Consider the following 26,130-nt stretch of genomic DNA (forward strand, 5'->3'; position numbering starts at 1 on the left):
CCGTATCGCCTCCCCGACTGCTGCCTTCGGCTTCGACCGCGTGTTGCTTCCCCGGATGAGGCAGGATGTCCCTTATGCCTTCTCTCCACATCACCGGCGACGAGGCCGCCGACAAGCTGCTCTCCGAGGATCCGTTCGCGCTGCTGCTGGGTATGGCCCTGGATCAGCAGTATCGGATGGAGGATGCGTTCAAGGGAGGTCACAAGCTGGTGACCCGCCTCGGCCATCTGGATCCCGCCAAGATCGCCGAGATGGACCCCGAGGAGTTCAAGGCGATCGCCTCGACGCCGCCGGCGATCCACCGGTTCCCCGGCTCGATGTCGGCGAAGGTGCAGGGCATCGCGACGATCGTCACCAACGAGTACGGCGGCGACGTCACCCGGCTGTGGACCGAGGCCACCAGCGGCAAGGAACTGCTCAAGCGGATCCAGGCGCTCCCGGGCTTCGGAAAGCAGAAGGCGCAGATCTTCGTCTCGCTGCTGGCCAAGCAACTCGGAGTGCGGCCCGAGGGCTGGCAGGAGGCCGTCGGCGACTACGCACTCGATGGTTACCGTTCTGTGGCTGACGTCGTCGACGTTGCGTCGTTGCAGAAGGTACGCGACTACAAACAGCAGAAGAAAGCCGCAGCCAAAGCAGCCGGATGAGTTGCTGGGGGACATGATGCCCCGGATGGGGAATGTTCACCACCATCGTGGCAGAATGAATCTGCGGCTCTTGACGACCCCGGGCCCTGCCGCGCCCAAACTCAGTTTTTGTTAAGTCTCGACCAAGTTCGACGGAGAGGTGTTCGTGTCCTCGAACGCGCGCAAGATACCCGCTGAGGTACTCGCCCACCCTGCCGTGAAGGCACTGATCGACCAGGCCAAGCCAACCGGACGGGTCAGTCCCGACCAGGTCCGCCAGGCCAGCGAGGATGCTGCGGTCGAGCCCAGGCACCTCAAGGCACTGCTCGGTCACCTGAGCACGCTCGGCATCTCGGTGGACCTCGGCACCGCCGTCACCGGCCGTGCCGCGGCGGCGACGACCTCGACCCGCAAGACGACCACGGCCAAGGCGCCGGCGAAGAAGGCCGCCGCCAAGAAGGCGGCGGCTGAGCCCGCGAAGCCGGCCACCGAGGTCGCGGCGAAGAAGGCCGACGAGCCCCAGCCGAAGAAGACGACCGAGATCGACGAGGACGGCGAGGAGATCGTCCTCGAGGACGTCGAGGTCGATGTCGACGACATCGAGGACGACGACTCGGACAACGACACCGACGAGGAGACCCCGGTCATCCAGCTCGGTCCCGACGGCAAGAAGGTCCTGCCCGACATCCCCGACGAGCAGTTCGAGAAGGATGTCGCCGCCGATCCCACGATCAAGGAGGACGAGAAAGAGGCCTCGAAGCAGAGCTTCGTCGTCTCCACCTCCGACGACACCGACGAGCCCGAGCAGACCGTCATGGTCGCCGGCGCGACCGCCGACCCGGTCAAGGACTACCTCAAGCAGATCGGCAAGGTCCCGCTGCTCAACGCCGAGATGGAGGTCGAGCTCGCCAAGCGGATCGAGGCTGGTCTCTTCGCGGAGGAGAAGCTCGGCAAGGGCGGCAAGATCACCCCGAAGATCCTCGACGAGCTCGAGTGGATCGCCGAGGACGGCAAGCGCGCCAAGAACCACCTCCTCGAGGCCAACCTCCGACTGGTGGTCTCGCTGGCCAAGCGCTACACCGGCCGCGGCATGCTCTTCCTGGACCTGATCCAGGAGGGCAACCTGGGTCTGATCCGTGCGGTCGAGAAGTTCGACTACACCAAGGGCTACAAGTTCTCTACGTACGCCACCTGGTGGATCCGTCAGGCGATCACCCGCGCCATGGCCGACCAGGCCCGCACCATCCGTATCCCGGTGCACATGGTCGAGGTCATCAACAAGCTCGCGCGCGTCCAGCGCCAGATGCTCCAGGACCTCGGCCGCGAGCCCACCCCGGAGGAGCTGGCCAAGGAGCTCGACATGACCCCGGAGAAGGTCATCGAGGTCCAGAAGTACGGCCGCGAGCCGATCTCGCTCCACACCCCGCTGGGTGAGGACGGCGACTCCGAGTTCGGCGACCTGATCGAGGACTCCGAGGCGATCGTCCCGGCCGACGCGGTCTCCTTCACGCTCCTCCAGGAGCAGCTGCACGCGGTGCTCGACACGCTCTCCGAGCGTGAGGCCGGCGTCGTGAGCATGCGTTTCGGCCTGACCGATGGTCAGCCGAAGACTTTAGACGAGATCGGCAAGGTCTACGGGGTCACCCGCGAGCGAATCCGCCAGATCGAGTCCAAGACGATGTCGAAGCTGCGACACCCGTCCCGATCGCAGGTTCTGCGCGACTATCTCGACTGAACCTGGCTAAGATCACCCCGAACGCCTTCCCGGATCTCTGGGAGGGCGTTCGCCATTTCTGCAGACTCGCCCGCCACAACTGCAGAGTCGGCTAGGTTGCACGGGTCGGTTTTCCGCGTCCCGGGAGGTTTCTCGTGCCTATGCGTCTCTCACGTCCACACCGGCCGGCTCTGGCCGCGGCCGGAGCACTGCTCGGCGGTCTGCTCGTCGCGGTGCCGATCACGGCGGTTGCCTCCGCGTCGGAGCCCGACTGGAGCGCCTGCCTGGAGGGCACGACCGACCGAGAGGCGGTCTTCGATCGGGCAGCCGAGACCAGCGGGGTGCCGGCCGACGTGCTGCTCGCGGTCTCCTACATGGAGTCGCGCTGGGATGCCCACGGGGAGGCGCCGAGCACGTCCGGCGGCTACGGACCGATGCATCTGACCGACCTGCCGGCCCTGGCGAAGGACACCGAGGCTCATCCCGACCCGCTCGGCAAGGGCGACGGCTCCAACCAGGCCCGCACCACTCGCCAGCGCGAGGAGTCGGTCAGGCTGGGTGAGGTCGAGACGCTGCGTACGGCCAATGACATCACGGGGATCCCGGTCGCCGATCTGCGCGAGGACGCGGTCGCCAACATCTGTGGTGGCGCCGCCGTGCTGGCCGACTACCAGGAGGCTGCCGGCGGGGCGGAGAGCCTCGCGGACTGGACTGCGGCAGTCGGTCGCTACAGCGGAGCCGCCGACGAGGCGACCGCGCTCAAGTTCGCGCGGCAGGTGTTCGCGACGCTGAGCGCGGGGGAGTCGCGTACGACCAACGACGGCCACCGGGTCACCCTGGCCGCGAAGCCGGTCACCGCCAGCGAGGAGGCGATCGGACGGCTCGACCTCGCCGAGGCCGCGACGGCGGGGGCGGGGACGGTCGAGTGCCCGGCGGTGCTCGGATGTGAGTCGCTGCCGGCGCCCTACGAACAGACCGGCGACACGGTGGGCGACTACGGCAACCACGACCTCGGCAGCCGGCCCGAGGAAGGTTCGGTCGACTACATCGTCATCCACGACACCGAGACCTCCTACGACGGCACCGTGAGGCTGGTCCAGGACCCGACCTACCTCGGCTGGCACTACACGCTGCGCTCGGTCGACGGCCACGTCGCGCACCACATCCCCGGCAAGGACGTCGGCTGGCACGCCGGCAACTGGTACGTCAACAGCCACTCGATCGGGCTGGAGCACGAGGGCTACGCCGCCGACGGCGCGTGGTACACGGAAGCCATGTACCAGACCTCGGCCACCCTGGTCCGCTACCTGGCCGCGAGCTACGAGGTCCCGCTGGACCGGGCGCACATCATCGGCCACGACCAGGTCCAGGGCGTCGCGCCGGCCAATGTCGCCGGGATGCACTGGGACCCGGGCCCCTACTGGGACTGGAGCCACTACTTCGACCTGCTGCGGTCGCCGATCAAGCCCGACCGGCACTCACGCAGCGAGATCTGGACGGTCAACCCCGACTTCGACACCAACACCGGCAACGTGATGACCGGCTGCACGGAGGCGGGCGTCCCGTGCCCGAGCGACCGGGGCACCAACTTCGTCAACGTCTATGCCGAGCCCTCCACCGACGCTCCGCTGCTGCCGGACACCGTCGTCGGCGGCTCCGCCAAGGTCTCCAACTGGGGCCCGCGCCTGGCGGCCGGGCAGAAGGTCGTCGTCAACGACCGGACCCGCCCGACGTGGTGGGGGGTCTGGTTCGGCGGCAAGCAGGGCTGGATCCAGAACCCCCGTGACGTACTCCTGCCCTCCGACGGCAAGGTCGTCACGCCGAAGGCCGGCACCACCGCCAAGATCTACGGGACGGCCTATCCCACGGAGGCGAGCGACTACCCCGCCGGCGTGACGCCGCGGACGATCGCGCCGCTGCAGTACACCATCCCCGCAGGTCAGAAGTACGTCCTGGCCGACGCCAGGATCCCGACCGACTACTACAAGGCGAACAACTTCAACTGCGCCACCGTCGACGGCGTCCCCGACTGCATCGTGATCAGCGGCGAGACGACCTACTACCAGATCTGGTTCAACCATCGGATCGCGTACGTCAAGGCCGACGACGTCACGGTGACCGACGGCTGACCCTCGGCCGAGACCGCAGAAACGGCGGCCGAGAATGTGGTTGTGGGCGACGAAATTCGAGCTTCGTCGCCCACAACTACATTCTCGGCTCGCCACAACTGCCGATTCGGCCGGGCGGGGTCGGGGTCAGGTGAGGATGAGCCCGACGACCCAGGTGATGGTGGCGAGGGTGGCGGCGATGGCGTCGATCAGGATGAACAGGCCCATCGCCTTCAGGGCGGTCCAGGTGGAGGTCCAGGCCTCACCCACGTCACCGCCGTGACGGCGGAGCTCGGCGAGGAAGACGCCGATGGGGAAGCCGACGAAGACGCCGACGACGGGGATCACGAAGAAGCCGATGATGGCCAGGATCGCGCCGACGATCTGGGTGGACAGCGGCATCCCGGAGTCCTTGAGGCGCTTGCCGGGGATGGCGTACTTGGTGATCAGCCCGATGGCGATGAAGACGGCTGAGATGCCGAAGATCACCCATCCGGTGGACTCTCCCAGCCAGATGGCCCAGCCGAGGATCGCGCCGGCGACTAGCAGCGCGCCGCCGGGGAGGACAGGGACGATGATGCCGGCGATGCCGAAGGCGATGACCAGCGCGACGAGGACTTCGACGAGACTCACGGAGCGAACCCTAGCCCTGTGATCCCGCAGACATGCCGAAGGCCCGGACCGTCGGGGTCCGGGCCTTCGGGGAGTAGATGGGTGGGGTCAGCTCTTCTCGGTGAGCTTGTGGGTCTCGTCGGTGATCGAGCTCGCGATCTCCTTGAGCTTCTCACCGTGCTCGCGGGCGTGGTGGGCGCAGAACAGCAGTTCGCCGCCGGAGTGGAGCTCCGCACGTACGTAGGCCTGCGCTCCGCACCGGTCGCAACGGTCCTCGGACGTGAGCGGCGAGCTGGTGGCAACGGCAGTGGTCACATCGGCCTCATTTCTGAATCATGATTGCGCCGGGATAACGTACGTGAGTCCAAGAAGATTCCCTGGCCTCTTACCGCGGTCGCACCTCTAATCCTTGCAGTTGTCGCTCCGGGTTGGGGATCCGGGTCGGACCTACCCCGCGGGACATCGCTGTCCGTGACAGACATTCTTACCTGTCGACCGACCATTTCGTGCATCGAAACCCGCAAGTTCCACGTAACGGACCGATCACGACGTACATGTGCCGCCCGATGGCGCATGGCCGGTTGCCGCGTGCCTGCGTGAGACCCGGGCGTGTCGCACGGTAGATTTCATCCGAGCAACACCCCCCACGCAACACCCCCGCGAACAACGCAGTAACGCAGGAGCCGATCATCTCTGACAACACCTACAACGCCGCGCACCTCCTCGTCCTCGAGGGCTTGGAGGCGGTGCGCAAGCGTCCCGGTATGTACATCGGCTCGACCGACACCCGCGGCCTCATGCACTGCCTGTGGGAGATCATCGACAACGGCGTCGACGAGGCGCTGGCCGGAGTCGCCGGCCACGTCGAGGTGACGATGCACCCCGACGGCTCGGTGGAGGTCTACGACGACGGCCGCGGTATCCCGACCGACAAGGAGCCCCGCACCGGGCTGCCCGGCGTCGAGGTGGTCGCGACCAAGCTGCACGCGGGCGGCAAGTTCGGCGGTGGCTCCTACAACGCGACCGGCGGTCTGCACGGTGTCGGCCTCTCGGTCGTCAACGCGCTCTCGAGCCGGATGGACATCGACGTGGACCGCTCGCCGGCCCAGCAGGGGATGTCGTTCCGCCGTGGTGTGCCCGGTGTGTTCGACGGCGACGGCCCGACGGCCGGCTTCACGCCGCAGAGCGGTCTGACCCGCAAGGGCAAGCGGGTCGCCAAGGGCAAGACCGGCACCCGGGTCAGGTTCTGGCCGGACCGGCAGATCTTCACCAAGGACGCCCGCTTCGAGCTCGAGGGGCTGCTCGGCCGGGCCCGGCAGACGAGCTTCATCGTCCCGGGGCTCGAGCTGGTCATCCGCGATCAGTCCGGCACCGGCGCCGAGGGCCCGGTCGAGGAGAAGTTCCGCCACGACGGCGGCATCGCCGAGTTCGTCGACTTCCTGGCCAAGGACGAGCCGGTCAGCGGCGTACTCCGTCTGCAGGGTTCGGACACCTTCACCGAGACCGTGCCGATGCTCGACGACGCGGGCCACATGACCCCGCAGGACGTCGAGCGTGAGCTCGGCGTCGACATCGCGGTGCGGTGGGGCAGCGGCTACGACACCGAGATCCGCTCGTTCGTCAACGTGATCGCCACCCCGAAGGGCGGCACCCACGTCAGCGGTTTCGAGAACGCGCTGACCAAGACGTTCAACGACGCCATGCGCGCTGCCAAGGTGCTCAAGGTCAACGACAAGGACATCGTCAAGGAGGACGTCCTCGAGGGGCTGACCTCGGTGGTGACGGTGCGCCTGGCCGAGCCGCAGTTCGAGGGTCAGACCAAGGAGATCCTCGGCACCCCGGCGGCTCGCAGCGTGGTGCGCAAGGTCGTCGCCGCGGAGATGAAGGCGTTCCTCACCGAGTCCCGCGGAGCCCAGAAGCAGCAGGCCAAGCTGGTGATGGAGAAGGTGTACGCCGCCTCCAAGACCCGGCTCTCGCTGCGCCAGCAGAAGGAGAACCAGCGGCGCAAGAACGCTCTGGAGTCCTCCGCGTTGCCCTCCAAGCTTGCCGACTGCCGCACCACCGACGACCGCGCCGAGCTGTTCATCGTCGAGGGTGACTCCGCGCTCGGCACCGCCAAGGTGGCCCGCAACTCCGAGTTCCAGGCGCTGCTGCCGATCCGCGGCAAGATCCTCAACGTCCAGAAGGCCTCGGTCGGCGACATGCTGAAGAACACCGAGTGCTCCTCGATCATCCAGGTCGTGGGGACGGGCACCGGTCGGGGCTTCGACCTGGACGCGGCGCGCTACGGCAAGATCATCTTCATGGCCGACGCCGACTCCGACGGCGCCCACATCCGTACGCTGCTGGCGACCCTGTTCTTCAAGTACATGCCCGAGCTGATCGCCGCCGGCAAGGTCTACACCGCGGTCCCGCCGCTGCACCGGATCGAGATCTCCAACCCCAAGAAGGGGATGGAGAAGTACATCTACACCTACTCCGACCCGGAGCTGCAGCGGAAGCTCGCCGAGCTGAAGAAGAAGAACGTCAGCTGGAAGGACCCGGTGCAGCGCTATAAGGGTCTGGGTGAGATGGACGCCGACCAGCTGGCCGAGACGACCATGGACCCGCGCCACCGGACGCTGCGCCGGCTGACGCTGGACGACGCCGACGAGGCCGCTGCGGTCTTCGACCTGCTGATGGGCTCCGACGTCGCTCCGCGCAAGGAGTTCATCGTCGCCGGAGGCGGTCAGCTCTCCGAGACCGACCTCGACTTCTAGGCGCCACGGTGGATCAGAAGGCAGCACGGACAGCGGCGACGAAGGCGTTCAAGGCCGGTGGCATGCCGCTGCGCAAAGGCCACCACCGGCTCGGTGACCCGAAGAAGGACGACATCGTCTGGTACGTCGACCTACGCGCCCAGGGTGCCGGACCGAGCGCCCCGCTGAAGTTCGAGATCGGCTGCTGGGTCGCCGCCCTCGGCCACCCGGAGCCCGAGGGCGGTCCGGTCGACTGTCCCTTGCTGCTCGACCGGCCGCTGGGTGCGGCCACACCCACCGAGCTGGCCGACGAGGTCGGCGAGCTGGTCGAGCTCGTCGGTCGCCTCGACTCGGTCAGTGCCCTCGGGGCGGCGCTGACCTCGGGCGAGCTGGGTCGTCCATTGGTCGACCAGTCGCTGCGCACCTTCCTGGAGGAGTAGACACGTCGCTGACCCGCGGGTGTCACAGGTCCGAAATGCGGCTTCCTTAGCGTCAGGCTCGCTGTAGCCGACGTTGAGGAGACGATGATGACCCATGATGGACGCAGAGCTGCCGAGCACTTGGCAGCGGGTCTGGGACGACGGAGGCTCGTGCAGGCGGCGCTGGGCGTCGCCGGTGCCGGTGCGGCAGCGGTCGGTGCTCCGGCCGCGGCTCACGCCCATGGTTCCGCGGCCCCGCGGAAGCCAGGACGTTTCGGCGGCATCCTGCAGCCGGGAGAGGGCCGGATCGCAGGCGACGTCTATCTGCCTTCGGAGCCGGACGACGTGCTGTGGGGCTACGTCCCTTCGGTGCACGCCACGGCGGTGGCGCGGGTGCGGTCCGGGCGTACGGTGACGATCGACTCCATCTCCCACGAGGGCATTCTCGAGGATCAGGGCCGCGACCCGGTCGCGTGGTTCGGTGAGCACGGAGTACGCAGCAAAGACGTGCTCCGCGACGCGGTAGAGGTCGCCGCCTCCTATGACCGTACCCGGCGCAACTTCGACGTCGACGGGCCTCATGTCATCACCGGGCCGGTCTTCGTCGAGGGCGCCGAGCCCGGCGACGTGCTCAAGATCGAGACGCTCGAGGCGGCGCCGCGGGTGCCGTACGGGATCGTCTCCTCGCGTCACGGCAAGGGCGCGCTCGCGCTCACCAAGGACGGAGTTGCGCCCGCGGGGATCACGCTGGACGAGGTGATGCCGCCGGTGGCGACCGACGGTCGCGGTACCGGGGAGCCCACGGCGTACGGAAACGTGTCGGTCTTCGCCGAGCTCCATGGCGACAAGGTGAGGATGGGCGCCGGTAGGTCCCGGGTGAGCTTTCCGGTGAACACCTTCTTCGGAACGATGGGCGTGGCCTACGCCGAGACGACCGAGCTGACCGCTCCGGAGGCGAACTCGATCCCGCCGACGCTCGGCGGCGGCAACATCGACATCAACCTGCTCGGGGTGGGCTCGACGTTCTACCTCCCGGTCAAGGCCGAGGGAGCGCTGTTCTACGTCGGCGACCCGCACATGGCCATGGGCAACGGCGAGGTCGCGCTCACGGCGCTGGAGGGCTCCCTTCGGGGCACGTTCCGGCTGACGGTGTGCAAGCCCGGGTCGGGTGAGGCTCCATCGGTGGCCTACGACTACCCGTTCGCCGAGACGGACAGCGCCTACATCCCGATCGGCCTCTCCGACCCTGACGGGTCGGTCGGCGGCCAGGGTAGCGATCTCGATGTCGCGATGAGGCGAGCGGTCGTCAACGCCCTCGACTTCCTCGAGCACGACATGGGTCTGGACCGGGCGATCGCGTACGCCTACCTCTCCGCCGCCTCTGACTTCGTGGTCTCGCAGGTCGTCGACCGCACGGTCGGGGTGCACGGGATCATCAGCAAGGCCGACATCTCTTGACCGAGGCGTCACAACGCTTCGGCAGTGGGGACGGGTGACCTCGTCGGTCAGCGCTCGGCCAGCAGGGCGAAGAGGTCGCCGACCTCACCCAGGTGGCCGAGCTTGTCGGGGTTGAGGACGTTGTGCATGCGCACGATCCGGCCACCGTCGACGTCGAGCGCGATGACGCCCAGCAGGGCGCCGTCGGCACCGCGGGTGAGCATCGCCGGCTGACCGTTGGCGTAGGAGAGCTCCAGACGTACGCCGAAGCGCTCGCCCTGGCGCATGAGCCCGAGCAGGAAGCGGGCGACGGCGACGGCGCCCAGCATCGGCTTCTGGATGGCAGGAGCCCGGCCACCGCCGTCGGCGACGAACACGACGTCGTCGGCGAGCAGCCGCTCCAGGCCGGCGATGTCGCTCGCTGACAGCGCGGCGACGAACTGCGAGGCGAGCTGGTCGCGGCGCTCGCGGGACGGGTCGAAGCGAGGCGTGCCGTCGGCGATCCGCTTGCGGGCACGGGTGAAGATCTGGCGGCAGTTGGTCGCGCTCTTGTCGACGACGGGCGCGATGTCCTCGTAGTCGTAGCCCAGCACCTCGCGCAGCACGAACACCGCACGCTCGACCGGTGTCAGCGACTCCAGCAGGACCAGGAACGCGGTGCTGACGGTCTCGTCGAGCTCGAAGCGGTGCGCGGGGTCCTCGTCGGAGACCAGGATCGGCTCGGGCAGCCACGGTCCGACGTACTGCTCGCGGCGGTGGCGGGCGGAGCGCAGCGTGTCGATCGCGATCCGGGTGGTGACGGTGGTGGCGTACGCATCGAGGTTCTCGACGTCCCCGGTCACCTGCGTGCTGCGGTGCATCCGCAGGAACGCCTCCTGCACGACGTCCTCCGCCTCGGCGACGCTGCCGAGCATCCGGTAGGCGATCGAGAACATCAGCGGGCGGAGCCCGTCATGGGCGGTTGCGAGGTCCACGATCGCAGGACCTTACGCCAGCTGTCACAGGAGCGCAGGTTGTTTCGTCGGTGGGGGCAACAACGAGGAGAGGACAAGGAAATGCGAATCTTCATCGCAGGCGGAACCGGCGCGGTCGGGATCCGGATGGTGCCGCTGCTGGTGGCTGCCGGGCACGAGGTCTACGGCTCGACCCGCCACGAGACCGGGTGCGAGGCGCTGGCCGGGATGGGCGCGACCGGGATCGTGATGGACCCGCTGAACGCGCAGAGCGTCCACGACGCCGTCGCCAAGGTCGAGCCCGAGGTGATCGTGCACCAGCTCACCGCGCTGGCCGGTCTCACCGGCAACCTGAAGAAGTGGGACCAGGAGTTCGCGATGACCAACCGGTTGCGTACCGAGGGCACCGACCACCTGCTGTCGGCGGCCCGAGCCGCCGGGGTGCGGCGGTTCGTCGCGCAGAGCTTCGGTGGTGGCTGGACCTACGAGCGCACCGGTGGCTGGGTCAAGGACGAGACCACCCCGCTCATCGGCGACCCCGGAAAGGAGGCGCGGAGCAGCCTCGCGGCGATCCGTCACCTGGAGGACGCAGTGACGTCGGCGTCGGACCTCGAGGGGCTGGTGCTGCGCTACGGGAACTTCTATGGCCCCGGCAACGCCGCCTCGCGCGAGGGCGCCATCGGCGAGCTCCTGCGTGCGGGCAAGATGCCGGTGGTCGGCGGCGGTACCGGGGTGTGGTCGTTCGTCCACATCGACGACGTCGGCGCCGCGACCGCCGCGGCGATCGAACGCGGCGCCCCGGGCATCTACAACATCGTCGACGACGAGCCGGCACCGGTGAACCAGTGGATGCCGTTCCTGGCCGAGCAGGTCGGCGGCCGGAACCCGATGCGCCTTCCCGCCTGGCTCGCCCGGCCGCTGATCGGCGAGTTCGGGGTCGCGCTGATGACCTCGGTGCGCGGCTCCTCGAACGCCAAGGCGAAGCGGGAGCTCGGCTGGACGCCGTCCTACGCCACCTGGCGCGAGGGCTTCCGGACCGGGATCGGCTGATCGTGGTTATGGTGGCGCGGTGAAGATGATCGCGTTGCAGGACGAGTGGTGGCCGACGATGACCTGCTTCGGGTGCGGGCCGGCCAACGCCCAGGGGCTCCAGCTGAAGAGCTATCCGCAGCTGGACGGGAGCGTGACCGCGACCTTCCAGCCGTGGCCGCAGCACGACAACGGCGGCGGGTTCCTCAACGGCGGGATCATCGCGACCGTGCTCGACTGCCACAGCGCCGCAGCGGTGCACCAAGAGGCGTTCCTCAACGGCTGGATGCCTGCCGAGGGGGAATCCCTGGCCTACGTCACCGCCGGGATCGACGTACGCTACCGACGGCCGGCACCGCTGCGGGAGCCGGTCACGCTCGTCGCGTCCACGAAGGACGCCAGCGAGGACCAGATCACCTCGCTGGTGCGGCTGGAGTGGGACGGGAAGGTCCGCGCCGAGGGCGAGGCGCTGTGGAAGCGCTGGCGCCCTCGCAGCTGAAATGGGAGACGGCCCCCACCAGGTGAGGGCCGTCCCATCTTCTAGTCGAGAAGCTCGGTCACGGTGCCGGCGGCGACGGTCTGACCGCCTTCGCGGACCGCGAAGCCGAGTCCGACGTTCATCGCGATCGGCTTCTCCAGCTCCACTCCGAGCTCGATCGTGTCGCCGGGCATGACCAGGGCGATCTCACCCAGGTCGATCCCGCCGGGCACGTCCGTGGTCCGGAAGTAGAACTGCGGCCGGTAGTCCGCGGCGAACGGGGTGTGCCGGCCACCCTCGGCGGTGGACAGCGCGTGCAGGTTCGCCCGGAACTTCCGGTGCGGACGTACGCTGCCCGGCAACGCCACCACCTGGCCGCGACGGACCTCGTCGCGCTTGACGCCACGCAGCAGCACCGCTGCGTTGTCGCCCGCGTCCGCGGACTCCAGCGACTTGCCGAACGTCTCGAGGCCGATCGCCGTGCTGGTGAGCGTCGCGCCGAGGCCCACGACCTCGACCGCGTCGCCGACCTTCAGCGACCCGCGCTCGACGGCACCGGTGACCACCGTCCCGCGACCGGTGATGGTGACGACGTTCTCGATGGGCATCAGGAACGGCTCACCGAGCTCGCGCTCCGGCACCGGCACGTAGCCGTCGACCGCGTCCAGCAGGTCACCGATCGCGGCCGTCCACTCCGGGTCGCCCTCCAGCGCCTTCAGTCCGGAGACCCGGACGACAGGTACGTCCTCGCCGGGGAACCCGTACTCGGAGAGGAGGTCACGGACCTCCAGCTCGACCAGGTCGAGCAGCTCGGGGTCGTCGACGGTGTCGGCCTTGTTGAGCGCGACCACGAGGTACGGCACACCCACCCGGCGCGCGAGCAGCACGTGCTCACGCGTCTGCGGCATGGCGCCGTCCTGCGCGGAGACGACCAGGATGGCGGCGTCCACCTGGGCGGCGCCGGTGATCATGTTCTTCACGTAGTCGGCGTGCCCAGGCATGTCGACGTGCGCGTAGTGCCGGGTCGCGGTCTCGTATTCGACGTGCGAGATGTTGATCGTGATCCCGCGCTGCAGCTCCTCCGGAGCACGGTCGATGCCGTCGAAGGCGATGAAGCGGTTCACGCTCGGGTCGCGCTCCGCGAGCACCTTGGTGATCGCGGCGGTCAGGGTGGTCTTGCCGTGGTCGACGTGACCCATCGTCCCGATGTTGAGGTGCGGCTTGGTCCGCACGAACTGGCCCTTGGCCATGAGTGTTCCTTTGTCTGATCAATTGGTTTCGGGGTGAGCCAGGACCCTCCGGCAAGCCCTCACAGCGCTGTCACCGCGGTGAGGGGGCCGGTGCGGGCCACCCTCCTCCGCGGGTCCTGCGAGGCAGGAGGAGGGTCAGCTTCGAGCGCCGGTGCAATCGACTGACGGAGCCCACGTGGGAGCGCCCGTCAGGCTCTTGCCTGACAGGTCGAACTCGGAAACCACGCGGAACATGCGGATCACGATAGGCATCAACGTCGGCCGCGGCAAAGTAATTCCTGTCGGCCGAGTCGGCGCGAACTGACGTGATTCATCGCCGAGTCGGCGCGTCATGACGCGCCGACTCGACGGGGTTTGTTGTCAGGATGAGCCGACTCGGCGCGGGGCTAGGCGAACCACGACCGACTTCGAGGTCGGGGTGCGGCTGCCGTCGGCGTAGGAGTCGAGCGGGATGAGGACGTTCGTCTCGGGGAAGTACGCCGCGGTCGAGCCTCGAGGGGTGGCGTAGGCGACGACGCGGAAGCCCTCGGCGCGGCGCTCGCCGTCGGTCCAGACCGAGACGATGTCGACGGTGTCGCCGTCGGCGATGCCGAGCTCGCGGAGGTCCTCGGGGTTGACGAAGACGACGTGGCGCCCGCCCTTGATGCCTCGGTAGCGGTCGTTGTAGCCGTAGACCGTGGTGTTGAACTGGTCGTGGGAGCGCAGCGTCTGCAGCAGCAGGTGGCCCGGGGGAGCCGAGACCGCGGTCAGCGGATTGGCGGTGACCCGGGCTCGTCCGGTCGCGGTGTCGAAGGTGCGCGAGTCGCGCGGGCCGTTCGGAAGCGCGAAGCCTCCGGGCGACTTCAGCCGTGTCTCGAAGTCCTCGAACCCGGGGACCACCGCGGAGATGTGCCAGCGGATCCGGGAGTAGTCCACGCCCATCGTGGCCCAGTCGATGCCCTGGGCCGAGCCGAACAGCGCCTCGCCGATGGCGCAGACGATGCCGACCTCGCTGCGCAGCTCCTTGGAGCCCGGAAGCAGGCGGCCGCGGGAGGCGTGGACCATGCCCATCGAGTCCTCGACGGTGACGTACTGCTCGCGGCCGCCGGTCTCGTCGCGCTCGGTGCGGCCCAAACAAGGGAGGATCAGGCCCTCGCGGCCGTGGTGGAGGTGGCTGCGGTTGAGCTTGGTCGAGACCTGGACGGTGAGGCCGACGTTGGCCAGGGCCGCCGTGGTGACGGCGGTGTCGGGGGTCGCGGCGGCGAAGTTGCCGCCCAGGGCGAGGAAGACGTCGACGGCGCCGTCGCGCATCGCCTCGATGGCGGCGACGACGTCGAAACCGTCCTCGCGCGGCGGCGTGATGCCGAACTCGTCACCGATCGCGTCCAGGAACCGCGCCGGCGGCTTCTCCCAGATGCCCATGGTGCGGTCGCCCTGCACGTTGGAGTGGCCACGGACCGGGCAGGCGCCCGCGCCGGGCTTGCCGATGTTGCCCCGCAGCAGCAGGAACGAGGCGATCTCGCGGATCGTGGCAACCGAGTTCTTGTGCTGCGTCAGGCCCATCGCCCAGCACACGATGACGCGCTCGCGGGACTCGACCAGGTCGGTGAGGGACTCGATCTCCTCCCGTGAGATGCCGCTGAGCCGGGTGATCTCGTCCCACTCCATCGCCGCCCAGGCCTGCGCCGCGACCTCGAACCCGTCGGTGTGCTCCTCGAGGAACGGGTGCGCGACGGCGTCGCGCTCGACGAGCAGCTTGTTGATCCCGGCGAACAGCGCGAGGTCGCCGTTGACCTGCACGGGCACGTGGACGTCGGCGAGCTGGGTGCCGACGCCGCTGACGCCACGTACGGTCTGGGGGTTGCGGAACCGCCCCATCCCGGCCTCGCGCAGCGGGTTGATCGAGACGATCTTGGCGCCGTTCTCCTTGGCGGACTCCAGCGCGGTCAGCATCCGTGGGTGGTTGGTGCCGGGGTTCTGGCCGACCACGAAGATCAGGTCGGAGTGTTCGGCGAGGTCGTCGTAGGTGACCGTGCCCTTGCCGATGCCGATCACCTCGCCGAGCGCGGTGCCGCTGGACTCGTGGCACATGTTGGAGCAGTCGGGCAGGTTGTTGGTGCCGAGCTGGCGGGCGAGCAGCTGGTAGACGAACGCGGCCTCGTTGGACGCGCGGCCCGACGTGTAGAAGACCGAACGGTCGGGGTCGGCCGCGCGCATGCGATCGGCGATCAGCGAGATCGCCTCGGACCAGGTGATGGGGGAGTAGTGGGTCTCGCCGGGGGCGATGTACATCGGCTCGGTCAGCCGGCCCTGCGACTCCAGCCAGTGGTCGTCGCGCTCGTTGAGCGAGGAGACCGAGTTGGCCGCGAAGAAGTCGCGGCCGACCCGCTTGCGGGTCGCCTCCCACGCCACCGCCTTGGCGCCGTTCTCGCAGAACTCGGCCGCCTTGCGGTGGTCGGGGTCCGGCCAGGCGCACGAGGGACAGTCGAAGCCGCCGACCTGGTTGACCTGGAGCAGCGTCTGCAGGCTGCGCCTGGGGCCCATCTCGCGCAGCGCGTACTCCATCGAGTGGGCCACCCCGGGAATCCCCACCGCGGCCGTCTCCGGCTCGTGGACGCGGAGGGTGGGTTCGGGCAGGTCTGTGGTGTGCTCGGTGCTCACCCGAAGCACACTACTCCGAGGCGATGGCCTTGAGGACGTCTTCCCTTCCTGCGCGGATGGCGGGTAGGAGCGCGGCCAGGACGCCGACGACGACGGCGATCGCCAAGAAGACGGCCAGCTGGTCGAGCGGCACCCACAGGCTGGTGAGGTCCTCGCGCAGCGCGTCGCGCAGCAGCACCCCGAAGAGCACCCCGAGGACGAGCCCGAGGACCGCGCCGAGGACCGCGATCGTCACCGACTCCAGGGTGATCATCCGGCGCAGCTGGCCCCGGGAGAGGCCGATGGCGCGCAGCAGCCCGATCTCGCGGGTGCGCTCGATCACGCTGAGGCCGAGGGTGTTGACGATGCCGATCACGGCGATCACGATCGCCAGCGCGAGCAGGCCGTAGATCATGTAGAGCAGCTGGTTGACCTGCCCCTTGATCGACTCGGCGAACTCGTCCTTGTCCTGCACCGCGACCACCGGGCGATCCTCGACGAGCTTGTCGAGACGCTCGTGGACGACGGCGGGGTCGGCTCCGCGGGCGAGCATGATGCTCAGCGAGGCGTCCTCGCGCGGCACCTTGGCCGTGACGAGGTCCTCGATGCGCATCGTGATGTCGCCGGTGACCTGGGTGCGGGCGATGATCCCGCTGATCTGCGGGTGCTGCTGGCGGCCGCTGACAAAGGTGAGGTCGATGCGGTCGCCGAGGCGCCAGTCGTGCTCCTTCGCGGCCTCGTCGGTGACCAGCACCTGGCCGGGCTTGAGGTCCTCGCTGCCCTCGAGCACGTCCAGGTCGTAGACCTGCGACAGGTGCTCGTCGACGCCGAAGAGGAACGCGACCTCGTTCTTCTTCGGGTTCTGCAGGTCCACCTCGCCGACGACGGCTTGGGCTATCTGCGAACGCGAGACGGTGGCCACGCCCTCGACCTTCTCCATCTCGTCGCCGATCGAGGTCGGGAACGGGGTGAAGGTCGGGCTCTGCACGACCAGGTCGGGCTTGAACTGCTCCTCGACCACGTCCGATATCGAGGCGTTCATCGAGGCGGCGAGCACGCCGATCAGCGAGACCAGCGCCAGCCCGATCATCAGCGCCGACGCGGTGGCGCCGGTGCGCCGTGGGTCGCGCATCGCGTTCTGGCCGGCCAGCTTGCCGGTCATCCCGAAGAGCGCCCCCGAGACCGTACGCAGCGCCGCCAGGACCGGGCGGCCGAGGAACGCGCTGATCCAGGCGACCGAGAGGATCGAGATCCCGGCCCCGACACCCACCCACAGCGCTGGGCTCGTCGGCACGTCGAACCCGCCGGGAAGACTGATCTCCGGAACCCCGATCCGTGGCACCGCGGCGATCGCGAGCCCGGCGGCCAGCAGGACGAGCCCCACCGACGTACGCAGGATGGTGGATCTGGCCGGAGGCTGGGTGTCCTCGCGCATCGCCGCCACCGGCGGGACCTTCCCGGCCCGGCGGGAGGGGAGCAGCGCCGCGGCGAGGGTGACGAGGACGCCCACGGCGTAGGAGATCCAGATGGTGCGCGGGGTGAGGACGAGGACGTCGGAGGCGATCTCCAGACCGGCCTGACGGAAGGCGGCGGCCAGGGCATGGGCGAGCCCCCAGCCGGCGAGGACGCCGATGGTGGCCGCGACCAGCGACATCACCAGCGCCTCGAAGAGCACCGAGGTGGTGACCTGGCGGCGAGAGGCGCCCAGAGCGCGCAGCAGCGCCAGCTGGCGGGAGCGCTGCGCGATCAGGATCGAGAAGGTGTTGACGATGATGAAGGCGCCGACGATGACCGCGATCACCGCGAAGACGATCAGGAAGACCGAGATCACGTCGAGGAACTCACCGATCGCGTCCTCGGACTCCTCGACCATCTTGTCGCCGGTGACGGCCTCGAAACCCTTCGGTACCACCGTGTTCGCCGCCGCGACGAGCTCCTTCTGGCTGACTCCGGGGGCGGCGGTCAACGAGATCCCGGAGTAGACGTCCTTGCCTTCGGTGAACAGGCTCTGGGCGCCGGCGGTGCTGAAGATCAGCAGCTGCGCGCCGGCCGTGCCACCGCCGTTGAAGGAGGCGGTACCGGTGAGGGTGACCTTGCGGCGGGTCTCGCCCTGGGGCGCGATCAGGGTGACGGAGTCGCCCACCCGGTAGCCGGCCTTCTCCGCGGTCGCCTCGTCGAGGACGAGCTCCTTCTCCCCGGTCGGCCAGCTTCCCTCGATGAGCTCGAGCGACGGCTCGCCGAGCAGGTTGGGGGTTCCGGTGTGGTTGAAGGCCAGCGTCGGCGCACCCGAGCTGCTGACCAGCTTGTCGTCGGTGTCGAGCACATAGAGCCCCGCACCCTGGACCACCCCGTCGGCGCGAGCGACCTCCGGCAGCGTACGCAGCCTCTCGATGGCCTCCGGCTCCAGCGTGGCCGCGCCGCCGGCTCCGGGACGGCTGGCCTCGGCCGAGCTGGCGCTGTTGGTCGGGCGTACCTGGCCGTCGGGCGTGGAGCCGTTGATGATTCCGGAGAAGGTGCGGTCGAGCCCGTGCGAGAAGGTGAGTACGCCGGCCAGGAACGCCACCCCCAGGACGATCGCGAGCGTCGACATGAGCAGGCGCACCTTGTGCGCGGCGAGGTTGCGCAGCGTCAGCCGGAGCACGCCGCCACCCCCGTTGCGCAAGCGCCAGAGTTAGGACGTGGCGGCGTGCCGATCGTTGGGTTCACTCGCTGACGCTCGTCCACTTTTCAGGCACCGTCACCGATCGGAGCCAGGCCCATCGCCCGAGCCTGCAGGTCGGCCATGTGGGCCAGGATCTCCTCGCGGCTCGGCTTGGCCAGCTCGTCGACGATCCGGCCGTCGGCCAGGAAGATCACCCGGTCGCAGTAGGAGGCGGCCACCGGGTCGTGGGAGACCATGACGATGGTCTGGCCCAGGTCGTCGACGCTGTGGCGCAGGAAGTCGAGCACCTGGGCGGCCGAGGTGGAGTCGAGGTTGCCGGTCGGCTCGTCGGCGAAGACGATGTCGGGCTTGGAGACCAACGCCCGGGCACAGGCGACCCGCTGCTGCTGACCGCCGGAGAGCTCGCTCGGCTTGTGCGAGAGCCGAGGCCGCAGGCCGACCGTGTCGATGACCTGGTCGAACCACCCCGGGTCCGGCTTCTTCCGGGCCAGGGAGAGCGGCAGCAGGATGTTCTCCTGCGCGGTCAGCGTCGGCACCAGGTTGAACGCCTGGAAGACGAACCCGATCTTGTCGCGCCGCAGCGACGTCAGGCGGCGGTCGCGCAGCTTGCCGAGCTTGCGGCCGCCGACGATCACCTCGCCCGTCGTGGGTTTGTCGAGCGCGGCCAGGCAGTGCATCAGCGTCGACTTGCCCGAGCCCGAGGGGCCCATGATGGCGGTGAACTGACCCGCGTAGAGGTCCACGCTCACGCCGTCGAGCGCGCGGACCTCCGCGGCGCCCTTGCCGTAGGTCTTGTGCAGGTCGATCGCCTGGGCGGCGATCTCGCGCTGTGCCGGGTCTGTGAGGCTCACGCCTCAACTCTTGCCTATGGGTGGTTGGGGCGCATGGCATTTCGGGCGTGGATCTCGACCCGCTTCGCGGGTTCGCTCGATCTCCTCGCGTTCCGACCCTGCTCGCTTCGCTCGCAGGGTCGCAGGCTCGGACTCAGATCTTCTGGTTGAGCAGACCCGTGTCGACGTCGTAGATGAACCCGCCGACCTTGACGTCCTCGGGGACGAACGGGTGCGAGCGGACCTTGGCGACGTCCTCGGCGAGCGCGCGGACCTGGTCGTCGACGACGACGGTCAGGTCGAGCCAGGAGGCGTCCTGGCCGGCCGACTCGGCGAGCTTGGCGCGCAGCTCGGCCTCGGAGTTGGAGGCGACCGCACAGCGGGTGTGGGGCACGACCAGGATGCGCTTGACGTTGAGGAGATGCACGCCGAGCACCAGCGCCTCCATCGCCTGCGGGGTCACCCGGCCGCCGGGGTTGCGGAAGATCTTGGCGTCGCCGAGGCTCAGGCCAAGCAGGGCGAGCGGCTCGATGCGCGAGTCCATGCAGGTCACGATGGCGACCCCGGCGTGGGCGACGCCGTCGAAGCCTCCGTCGTCGAACTTCTCGGCATAGTCGCGGTTCGCAGCAAGCAGGTCATCGAAATCGGCCATGACGCCAAGGTATCCGATATCGCGACGACGACCTCGACCTGTGTCAGATAGCGTGCGCGATGTGATCGATGCCCTACTCGAGCCCAGCGACCTGCCCCACCGTCTGCCGCGTTTCGCGGACATCTCGATCGAGGACTACGGCCCGGCGATCGAGCAGGGGATGGCCGAGCAGCTGGCGGCGCTGGCCGCGATCACCTCCTCGACCGAGGAGCCCACCTTCGAGAACACCCTGGTCGCCCTGGAGCGGTCCGGCGAGCGGCTGGACCGCGTCCTGCGGGTCTTCTTCTCGCTGCTCTCCGCGGACTCCGACGACGATCTGGACGAGCTCGATGCTGCGTACGCTCCGCGGTTGGCGGCCCACCACGACGCGCTGCTCCTCGACGACACCCTCTTCGCCCGGGTGAACGCGGTCTACGAGAAGAGGGAGGACCTCGAGGGGGAGGACCGCTATCTGGTCGAGCGCTACCACCGCGACTTCGTCCTCGCCGGCGCCGCGCTGGGCGCGGAGCAGAAGGCGCGTCTGCGCGAGCTCAACCAGGAGATCTCCGGCCTGGAGGCGGCCTTCGGGCAGGCGGCGCAGGCCGACTCCAACGACCTCGCCGTGGTCGTCGACACCGTCGAGGAGCTCGCCGGGCTGACGCCGGGCGAGATCTCCGCGGCCGCGGCGGCCGCCGAGGGCCGGGGGCTGGCGGGCAAGTTCCTGATCACGCTGACCCTGTTCACTGCCCACCCCTACCTGTCGGTGCTGGAGAACCGAGAGCTTCGCCGGCGGCTGTTCGAGGCGCAGCTCGCCCGCGGCTCGCGCGGCAACGCCAACGACACCCGCGGCATCGCACTCGACGCGCTGCGGCTGCGGGCCGAGAAGGCACAGCTGCTCGGGTTCGACAGCTACGCCGGTCTGGTGACCGCCGACAACACCGCCGGCACGCCGAAGGCCGTACGCGACATGCTGGAGCGGCTGGCCGCGCCGGCGGCTCGCAACGCCCGCGCCGAGCAGACCGCGCTCGAGGCCTCCGCCGGGACCAGCATCGAAGCCTGGGACTGGCCCTACTACGCGGAGAAGGTCCGGGTCTCGGAGTACGACGTCGACCTGGCCGTCCTGCGGCCGTGGTTCGAGGCCGACCGGGTGCTGCGCGACGGAGTCTTCTTCGCTGCCGGCCGGCTCTACGGGCTGAGCTTCGAGGAGCGCCCCGACCTGCAGGGCTACCACCCCGAGGTACGCGTCTTCGAGGTCTCCCGCGACGGCGAGCCGATCGGGCTCTTCCTGCTCGACCTCTACACCCGGGACTCGAAGAAGGGTGGTGCCTGGATGAACTCCTACGTCACCGCCAACACGCTGCTGGGCGAGCCGTCGGCGATCGTGACCAACAACCTCAACGTGCCCAAGCCGGCGCCGGGGGAGCCGACCCTGCTCACCTTCGACCAGGTCAACACGCTCTTCCACGAGTTCGGGCATGCGCTGCACGGGCTGCTGGCCCGGGCGACGTACCCGCGGTTCGCGGCGACCTCGGTCTACCGCGACTTCGTCGAATACCCCTCCCAGGTCAACGAGATGTGGATGCTCTGGCCCGAGGTGCTCGCCAACTACGCGGTGCATCACGAGACCGGTGAGCCGATCCCGGCCGACGTGCTCGGCAAGCTCGAGGCCTCCGCCACGTTCAACGAGGGGTTCGCGACCTCCGAGTACCTCGCCGCCACCTTGATCGATCTGGCGTGGCACGAGCTCGGTCCGGCCGATGTGCCGACCTCGCCCGAGGCGGTCGAGGAGTTCGAGGCGGCCACGCTCGCGGCGGTCGGCCTGGACAACCCGGCGGTGCGGGCGCGTTACTACACGGCGTACTTCAAGCACATCTTCGGCGGCTACGCCTCGGCCTACTACTCCTACATCTGGTCCGAGGTGCTCGACGCCGACACGGTCGCGTGGTTCAAGGAGAACGGCGGCCTGACCAGGGAGAACGGCGAGACGTACGTACGCTATGTGATCGGCATCGGCGGCACCCGGGATCCGCTGGAGTCCTATGCGGAGTGGCGCGGTCGACCGGCCCCGATCGCTCCGCTGCTGGAGCGCCGGGGCCTGGCCTGAGCCTCAACGGTCCCGAGGGTCCGCAGGGCCGGCCCAGCTGGACTGCGGGTCGCTGGCGGGGAAGGTCTCTTCCTCGGTCTCGTCCTGCGGGTCGTAGTCGGAGGCCGCTTCCTTGACGAACTCCGGGGTCGGGGCAGGGATGGTGCCTTCGGCGTTCTCGTCCGCGCCGGTCACGTCGTCATCCCGGGTGTTGTTGTTTTCCATGGTTCCACTCCCATCTGAGGACTTCGGTGCTGTCGTCGATGCCGTTCGGCATCCACTGTGCCACGTCACGTTCGGCTCAGTGCGTCCTTGACCCGGTCGACGATGGAGTGGAACGGCATGGTGGCCAGCTGCTGGGCACGGATCCGGTGGAGCCCTCGTGAGGGCTTCGGTCACGTGGGACATGGGTTGCTCCCGTCTCAGAGATCTGTGTGGACCCCTGGTACCCGGGGTGTGTCATCCCCGTACACCTGTCCAACCGACCACCGATCTGAGAAGGTTCAAGCATGATGAGGGTGGGGGTGTTGCAGGTAGCGGTGGTCAGCCCACAGGAGGTTGTCATGCGCGGGCTCACGACGATGCTCGCCGACTATCCGGACCGCCTGGTCGTGACCGCTCTTCCGTCCGTACGCAGCCGGGCATCCGGTGTCGACGTGATCCTCTACGACACCCTCGGACTGCACCTGACCGACGGGTCCGATCTCAAGCACCTGCTGCACGAGACCGACGCCAAGGTGCTGATCTTCAGCCGTGACATGCGCCCCGACCTTCGGGCCAAGGCCTACTCGCTCGGGGCGAAGGCCTGGGTCTCGATGAGCGTGCACGCCGGAGAGCTCGTACGCAGCATCGAGCTCACCGCCGCGGGCGAGCCGATCGGCGAGCAGCAGGACCGGTTGGGGACGGTCGCCGGGCTCACCACCCGGGAGGTCGAGGTGATCGCGCTGATCGCCCAAGGGCTCTCCAACAACGAGATCGCCGCCAAGCTCGTCGTGAGCGTCAACACGCTCAAGAGCCACATCCGGCAGGCCTACCGCAAGCTCGAGGTCACCACCCGCAGCCAGGCGGTCAGCTGGGCGATCACGCACGGATTCGCGCCGCCCGACGAGAATTCCGTGGAGTCGGGCGCATCGGTCGGCGCCCGGATGGTTACCGATGCCGTATCGACAGAGCAGTCTGGGTGACTTCCGTCTGCCACGGCAGCGGGCTGACACCACGATGCGCGCTGTCGGTGCCGCGGTCTCGGCAACGGACCCGGGACCGCGGTTCTAACCCTCAGGGGTGAGCGTGCCGGTGCTGTTGGGGGTTGAGCTCACCCCTGGGGGCCAATTCTTCTCTGAGACGGAGCTTCTGACCGGTTCGTTCGGCAGACTCGGGTCATGGACACGACACAGGACCCAGCAGCCGTTCAGGTGCCGCTGCAACGGCAGGAGGAGCTGGTTGTACGCCACCTCCCGGTGGCGCGCTCCCTGGCCGCCCGCTACGCGGGCCGCGGCATCGAGATCGACGACCTTCGCCAGGCCGCGAGAATGGGCCTGGTGAAGGCCGCGCGCCGCTACGACCCCTCGCAGGGCGAGTTCCTGAGCTATGCCGTCCCGATGGCCAACGGCGAGATGCGTCACTGCTTCCGTGACCTGGCCCGCGGCGTGCGTACGCAGCACCTCGACGACGACACCCAGGGGCCGCTCGCCGAGCAGCTGGGTGCGCCCGACCCGGGCTTCGAGCACGCAGAGGCGCGGGTGATGGTCGAGGAGGCGATCGACCGGCTCGACGAGGCAGACCGGACGATCGTGCGACTGCGCTTCGTCGACGGCCTCAGCCAGGCCGAGATCGGTGAGCGGATAGGCGCCACGCAGGCCCAGGTCTCCCGCGCCCTCGCCCGGATCATCCGCCGGATGCGCGTGGTCGTTGCCGCGTAGGCCGGAGGCGTTCTGGGTACCGCAGAGACCATGAGCACCCAAGTTGTCATCTTCAGTGTGATCGGGTTGGTCGTCGTCATGGTCGGTATCGCGGCTTGGGCGCTCGACGCCCGCCGCAACAAGCACGTGGCCGAGGACGATGAACGTCTCGACCAGCCGAGAAGGGAGAGTTGAGATGCCGCAGCGCGCCTGGAGCAAGAAGCGAGAACGACAGTACGAGCACATCAAGGAAGGCCTGCTCGAGCGCGGTGAGAACGAGGACACCGCCGAGGAGATCGCGGCTCGTACGGTGAACAAGGAGCGCGCCCGCGGGGGAGAGTCCCGCGAACGCAGCCGCACCTCGACCAACGACATCTCCTCAGGCCGCCGCGGTGGCTTGCGCAGTCACCGCGGCCCGGGCGGGCGTACCAGGGCCCAGCTGTACGAAGAGGCCAAGGACAAGGGCGTCAAGGGGCGTTCGAAGATGAACAAGGCCGAGCTCGAGAAGGCCGTGGGGCGCTAGTTCCCACCTGGCTCCCCGTGGGGGAGTGGGCCGCCGACCCCGTCAAGGACAGGGTCGGCGGCACATTTTGTCTGCGGAATCAGGGGTGAGGTCGAGAGACGTACGCGGTCGAGGTGCGATCGACGACGTCGTCGCCGGTCTCCGGGGGCTGCGTGGTGACGGCGCGGTGGTCGCCGGCCCGTGCGAACGGGAGGGCCTGGGACATCATGCCGATCCGCTCACGGGCCAGGCCAACGGTCATGCCGGCACCGCCGCGTACCTTCTCCAGGGTCTCGCGGGGGTAGCGGCCGACGAGGTAGCCGGCCACCCCACCCAGCGCGAAGGTGAAGAGGTTCCGTTTGGTCCTCACTTCTTCTTGCCTCCCTTGATCCGTCGCAGCACGGCATCGGTGCCCTTCTTGCGGATGACGGTGGTGGCGACGGCCATCACGATCGGGACCGCGAACGCGGCGATAGCCGCGATCCGCTTGCCCCAGGACGACTCCTGCCACGTGGTCTTGGGCGTCGTGCCGTTCCACAGCGAGCGCTGGGCGGTGTCGGTGCGTTCGCCGGTGATCGTTGAGTACGTCATGCCAGATCTCCTTGTGTCGGGGTCGGCTCTTCTCGTCCCGTACCCGTCGAGGGTGCAGGTCATGCGGCGATTCCTACGCCTTCGAGCTGCCCACGCAGCTCATCGATGACCCGGGTCAGGATCCGGGAGACCTGGGTCTGGGTGACTCCGATGGCCTCGCCGATCTCAGCCTGGCTACGGTCCTCGACGAAGCGCAGCCTCACCACGATCTGATCGCGCGGGCACAGGGACTCGATCGCCTGCTCCAGTGCCAGTCGGGTCTCGCAGTCGGCCATCCCGCCGTCGGTGCCGGGCAGCATGTCGCCGATGGTCGCCGCGGCCGAGGACGGGGCCTCGCCGGGGCGCAGCGGGGCGTCCAGCGAGGAGGGGGTGAAGCAGCCACGGGCATCGAGCGCCTCGCGTACCTTCTGCTCCGGCACCTGGGCGATCTCGGCCAGCTCGGAGGTGGGCAGGGTGCCTCGCTCCGACCCGATCCGCAGCAGTGTGCTCTGCAGCTCCTGGATGGGGCGCGGCGGCCGCACCGTCCAGCCGTGGTCGCGGAACCAGCGCTTCACCTCACCGCGGATCGTCGGCACCGCATAGGTGAGGAAATCATCGGCGCGATCGGGATGGAAGCTCTTCGCGGCCCGGACCAAGGCGGTGTACGCCACCTGCTCGAGGTCCGCACGGGGGATGCCTCGGCCGGTGTAGCGGTGCGCGATCGAGCGGGCGACCGCGGCGTTGAGCAAAATCACCTCCTCGAGGATCCGGTCCTGCTCCTCTCCTTCGGCACTGTGTGCCTTCGCCAACAGCTCCGAGGTCAGACGCTGTCGCTCGGCTCGGGGTAGGTCTGTCTCGAAAGTTGTCGTCGTCATGTGTAGGTAGTGCCGGTCTCGACCGCCTTCCAACGGCTCCAGAGCGAACTTCACCCCTGCGGGTGTGCGACTTCGTAGCCGCAACCACCCCTTCGGGTG

At 68.7% G+C, this 26,130-nt stretch carries 25 protein-coding genes; 13 read left to right on the top strand and 12 right to left on the bottom strand.

Going from position 1 to position 26,130, the window contains the following annotated elements; all coding sequences use genetic code 11:
• Positions 1–65 precede the first annotated feature (65 nt).
• The 3 genes from BLT25_RS13280 (at position 66) to BLT25_RS13290 (ending at position 4,466) form a co-directional block, all read left to right on the top strand.
• Complete coding sequence (locus BLT25_RS13280; RefSeq protein WP_091046582.1) at positions 66–644, top strand: HhH-GPD-type base excision DNA repair protein; 579 nt, start codon at positions 66–68, stop codon at positions 642–644.
• Positions 645–783: 139 nt separating this feature from the next.
• A complete protein-coding gene (locus tag BLT25_RS13285) occupies positions 784–2,358 on the top strand; it encodes an RNA polymerase sigma factor (RefSeq protein ID WP_091046584.1) in 1,575 nt (524 codons plus the stop codon).
• A 140-nt stretch (positions 2,359–2,498) separates the two neighbouring features.
• Positions 2,499–4,466, top strand: a complete 1,968-nt coding sequence (locus BLT25_RS13290) for an N-acetylmuramoyl-L-alanine amidase (RefSeq protein WP_091046586.1) — start codon at positions 2,499–2,501, stop codon at positions 4,464–4,466.
• Between the two features lie 126 nt (positions 4,467–4,592).
• Here the strand turns inward: BLT25_RS13290 and BLT25_RS13295 are convergent, their stop codons facing one another.
• Both BLT25_RS13295 and BLT25_RS13300 read right to left on the bottom strand, forming a co-directional pair.
• Positions 4,593–5,078 carry a DUF456 domain-containing protein gene (locus BLT25_RS13295; RefSeq protein ID WP_091046588.1) on the bottom strand — a complete coding sequence of 162 codons (486 nt, stop codon included), beginning with the start codon at positions 5,076–5,078 and terminating at the stop codon, positions 4,593–4,595.
• Between the two features lie 87 nt (positions 5,079–5,165).
• Positions 5,166–5,372 (bottom strand): DUF7455 domain-containing protein, encoded by a 207-nt coding sequence (locus BLT25_RS13300; protein WP_091046590.1) that lies wholly within the window; start codon positions 5,370–5,372, stop codon positions 5,166–5,168.
• A 449-nt stretch (positions 5,373–5,821) separates the two neighbouring features.
• Here BLT25_RS13300 and BLT25_RS13305 point away from each other — a divergent pair, with 449 nt between their 5' ends.
• From BLT25_RS13305 to BLT25_RS13315, 3 genes are all read left to right on the top strand, one after another.
• The gene (locus BLT25_RS13305; protein ID WP_091046592.1) at positions 5,822–7,816 is read left to right on the top strand and encodes a DNA gyrase/topoisomerase IV subunit B; all 1,995 of its coding nucleotides are present in this window, start codon (positions 5,822–5,824) and stop codon (positions 7,814–7,816) included.
• 8 nt (positions 7,817–7,824) lie between these two features.
• Positions 7,825–8,235, top strand: coding sequence for a hypothetical protein (locus tag BLT25_RS13310; protein WP_091046595.1), 411 nt, complete (start codon positions 7,825–7,827; stop codon positions 8,233–8,235).
• Between the two features lie 87 nt (positions 8,236–8,322).
• Positions 8,323–9,672, top strand: a complete 1,350-nt coding sequence (locus BLT25_RS13315; protein WP_091047589.1) for an acetamidase/formamidase family protein — start codon at positions 8,323–8,325, stop codon at positions 9,670–9,672.
• Between the two features lie 47 nt (positions 9,673–9,719).
• On the opposite strand, the gene BLT25_RS13320 is transcribed toward BLT25_RS13315, so the two are convergent.
• On the bottom strand, positions 9,720–10,625 hold the full coding sequence (locus BLT25_RS13320) for an RNA polymerase sigma-70 factor (RefSeq protein WP_091046598.1): 906 nt from the start codon (positions 10,623–10,625) through the stop codon (positions 9,720–9,722).
• Positions 10,626–10,706: 81 nt separating this feature from the next.
• On the opposite strand from BLT25_RS13320, the gene BLT25_RS13325 reads away from it, so the two are divergent.
• Entirely contained in the window at positions 10,707–11,654 is a 948-nt protein-coding gene (locus tag BLT25_RS13325) for an NAD-dependent epimerase/dehydratase family protein (protein WP_091046599.1), read from the top strand.
• Between the two features lie 25 nt (positions 11,655–11,679).
• Positions 11,680–12,132, top strand: coding sequence for a PaaI family thioesterase (locus BLT25_RS13330; protein ID WP_256328618.1), 453 nt, complete (start codon positions 11,680–11,682; stop codon positions 12,130–12,132).
• 41 nt (positions 12,133–12,173) lie between these two features.
• On the opposite strand, the gene tuf is transcribed toward BLT25_RS13330, so the two are convergent.
• The 5 genes from tuf to BLT25_RS13355 form a co-directional block, all read right to left on the bottom strand.
• The gene (tuf, locus tag BLT25_RS13335) at positions 12,174–13,361 is read right to left on the bottom strand and encodes an elongation factor Tu (protein WP_091046605.1); all 1,188 of its coding nucleotides are present in this window, start codon (positions 13,359–13,361) and stop codon (positions 12,174–12,176) included.
• A gap of 360 nt (positions 13,362–13,721) precedes the next feature.
• Positions 13,722–16,001 carry an FdhF/YdeP family oxidoreductase gene (locus BLT25_RS13340; protein WP_091047592.1) on the bottom strand — a complete coding sequence of 760 codons (2,280 nt, stop codon included), beginning with the start codon at positions 15,999–16,001 and terminating at the stop codon, positions 13,722–13,724.
• A 10-nt stretch (positions 16,002–16,011) separates the two neighbouring features.
• On the bottom strand, positions 16,012–18,642 hold the full coding sequence (locus BLT25_RS13345; RefSeq protein ID WP_256328586.1) for an ABC transporter permease: 2,631 nt from the start codon (positions 18,640–18,642) through the stop codon (positions 16,012–16,014).
• A gap of 65 nt (positions 18,643–18,707) precedes the next feature.
• Positions 18,708–19,493 carry an ABC transporter ATP-binding protein gene (locus BLT25_RS13350; protein ID WP_218131330.1) on the bottom strand — a complete coding sequence of 262 codons (786 nt, stop codon included), beginning with the start codon at positions 19,491–19,493 and terminating at the stop codon, positions 18,708–18,710.
• Positions 19,494–19,626: 133 nt separating this feature from the next.
• A complete protein-coding gene (locus BLT25_RS13355; RefSeq protein ID WP_091046608.1) occupies positions 19,627–20,124 on the bottom strand; it encodes a beta-class carbonic anhydrase in 498 nt (165 codons plus the stop codon).
• 61 nt (positions 20,125–20,185) lie between these two features.
• Here BLT25_RS13355 and BLT25_RS13360 point away from each other — a divergent pair, with 61 nt between their 5' ends.
• A complete protein-coding gene (locus BLT25_RS13360; protein WP_091046610.1) occupies positions 20,186–22,207 on the top strand; it encodes a M3 family metallopeptidase in 2,022 nt (673 codons plus the stop codon).
• Positions 22,208–22,210: 3 nt separating this feature from the next.
• On the opposite strand, the gene BLT25_RS13365 is transcribed toward BLT25_RS13360, so the two are convergent.
• Positions 22,211–22,411: a hypothetical protein gene (locus BLT25_RS13365; RefSeq protein WP_091046612.1), complete on the bottom strand. Its 201-nt coding sequence runs from the start codon at positions 22,409–22,411 to the stop codon at positions 22,211–22,213.
• A 338-nt stretch (positions 22,412–22,749) separates the two neighbouring features.
• Here BLT25_RS13365 and BLT25_RS13370 point away from each other — a divergent pair, with 338 nt between their 5' ends.
• The 4 genes from BLT25_RS13370 (at position 22,750) to BLT25_RS13380 (ending at position 24,607) form a co-directional block, all read left to right on the top strand.
• Positions 22,750–23,370 carry a helix-turn-helix transcriptional regulator gene (locus tag BLT25_RS13370; RefSeq protein ID WP_256328587.1) on the top strand — a complete coding sequence of 207 codons (621 nt, stop codon included), beginning with the start codon at positions 22,750–22,752 and terminating at the stop codon, positions 23,368–23,370.
• Between the two features lie 195 nt (positions 23,371–23,565).
• Entirely contained in the window at positions 23,566–24,105 is a 540-nt protein-coding gene (locus BLT25_RS13375) for a sigma-70 family RNA polymerase sigma factor (protein WP_091046616.1), read from the top strand.
• A gap of 30 nt (positions 24,106–24,135) precedes the next feature.
• A complete protein-coding gene (locus tag BLT25_RS29890; protein WP_176883856.1) occupies positions 24,136–24,279 on the top strand; it encodes a hypothetical protein in 144 nt (47 codons plus the stop codon).
• A gap of 1 nt (position 24,280) precedes the next feature.
• Positions 24,281–24,607, top strand: coding sequence for a plasmid stabilization protein (locus BLT25_RS13380; RefSeq protein WP_091046619.1), 327 nt, complete (start codon positions 24,281–24,283; stop codon positions 24,605–24,607).
• 79 nt (positions 24,608–24,686) lie between these two features.
• Here the strand turns inward: BLT25_RS13380 and BLT25_RS13385 are convergent, their stop codons facing one another.
• Genes BLT25_RS13385 through BLT25_RS13395 form a run of 3 tightly spaced genes read right to left on the bottom strand, consistent with a single transcriptional unit; the run spans position 24,687 to position 26,031 of the window.
• Positions 24,687–24,956 carry a hypothetical protein gene (locus BLT25_RS13385; RefSeq protein ID WP_091046622.1) on the bottom strand — a complete coding sequence of 90 codons (270 nt, stop codon included), beginning with the start codon at positions 24,954–24,956 and terminating at the stop codon, positions 24,687–24,689.
• Complete coding sequence (locus tag BLT25_RS13390) at positions 24,953–25,177, bottom strand: hypothetical protein (protein ID WP_091046624.1); 225 nt, start codon at positions 25,175–25,177, stop codon at positions 24,953–24,955. The genes BLT25_RS13385 and BLT25_RS13390 overlap by 4 nt, the downstream gene beginning before the upstream one ends.
• Before the next feature lie 59 nt (positions 25,178–25,236).
• Positions 25,237–26,031 carry a sigma-70 family RNA polymerase sigma factor gene (locus tag BLT25_RS13395; protein WP_091046627.1) on the bottom strand — a complete coding sequence of 265 codons (795 nt, stop codon included), beginning with the start codon at positions 26,029–26,031 and terminating at the stop codon, positions 25,237–25,239.
• Positions 26,032–26,130: the final 99 nt, after the last annotated feature.

This window comes from Nocardioides sp. YR527, assembly GCF_900101045.1.
Lineage (GTDB): Bacteria > Actinomycetota > Actinomycetes > Propionibacteriales > Nocardioidaceae > Nocardioides.

What these genes read in the sequence shown, in the direction of transcription:
- BLT25_RS13280 (WP_091046582.1), top strand. Translation starts at nt 66, where the DNA reads ATGTCCCTTATGCCTTCTCTCCACATCACCGGCGACGAGGCCGCCGAC.
- BLT25_RS13290 (WP_091046586.1), top strand. Translation starts at nt 2,499, where the DNA reads ATGCGTCTCTCACGTCCACACCGGCCGGCTCTGGCCGCGGCCGGAGCA.
- BLT25_RS13305 (WP_091046592.1), top strand. Translation starts at nt 5,822, where the DNA reads ATGTACATCGGCTCGACCGACACCCGCGGCCTCATGCACTGCCTGTGG.
- BLT25_RS13315 (WP_091047589.1), top strand. Translation starts at nt 8,323, where the DNA reads ATGACCCATGATGGACGCAGAGCTGCCGAGCACTTGGCAGCGGGTCTG.
- BLT25_RS13325 (WP_091046599.1), top strand. Translation starts at nt 10,707, where the DNA reads ATGCGAATCTTCATCGCAGGCGGAACCGGCGCGGTCGGGATCCGGATG.
- BLT25_RS13330 (WP_256328618.1), top strand. Translation starts at nt 11,680, where the DNA reads ATGATCGCGTTGCAGGACGAGTGGTGGCCGACGATGACCTGCTTCGGG.
- tuf (WP_091046605.1), bottom strand. Translation starts at nt 13,361, where the DNA reads ATGGCCAAGGGCCAGTTCGTGCGGACCAAGCCGCACCTCAACATCGGG.
- BLT25_RS13355 (WP_091046608.1), bottom strand. Translation starts at nt 20,124, where the DNA reads ATGGCCGATTTCGATGACCTGCTTGCTGCGAACCGCGACTATGCCGAG.
- BLT25_RS13365 (WP_091046612.1), bottom strand. Translation starts at nt 22,411, where the DNA reads ATGGAAAACAACAACACCCGGGATGACGACGTGACCGGCGCGGACGAG.
- BLT25_RS13370 (WP_256328587.1), top strand. Translation starts at nt 22,750, where the DNA reads ATGCGCGGGCTCACGACGATGCTCGCCGACTATCCGGACCGCCTGGTC.
- BLT25_RS13375 (WP_091046616.1), top strand. Translation starts at nt 23,566, where the DNA reads ATGGACACGACACAGGACCCAGCAGCCGTTCAGGTGCCGCTGCAACGG.
- BLT25_RS29890 (WP_176883856.1), top strand. Translation starts at nt 24,136, where the DNA reads ATGAGCACCCAAGTTGTCATCTTCAGTGTGATCGGGTTGGTCGTCGTC.
- BLT25_RS13380 (WP_091046619.1), top strand. Translation starts at nt 24,281, where the DNA reads ATGCCGCAGCGCGCCTGGAGCAAGAAGCGAGAACGACAGTACGAGCAC.
- BLT25_RS13390 (WP_091046624.1), bottom strand. Translation starts at nt 25,177, where the DNA reads ATGACGTACTCAACGATCACCGGCGAACGCACCGACACCGCCCAGCGC.
- BLT25_RS13395 (WP_091046627.1), bottom strand. Translation starts at nt 26,031, where the DNA reads ATGACGACGACAACTTTCGAGACAGACCTACCCCGAGCCGAGCGACAG.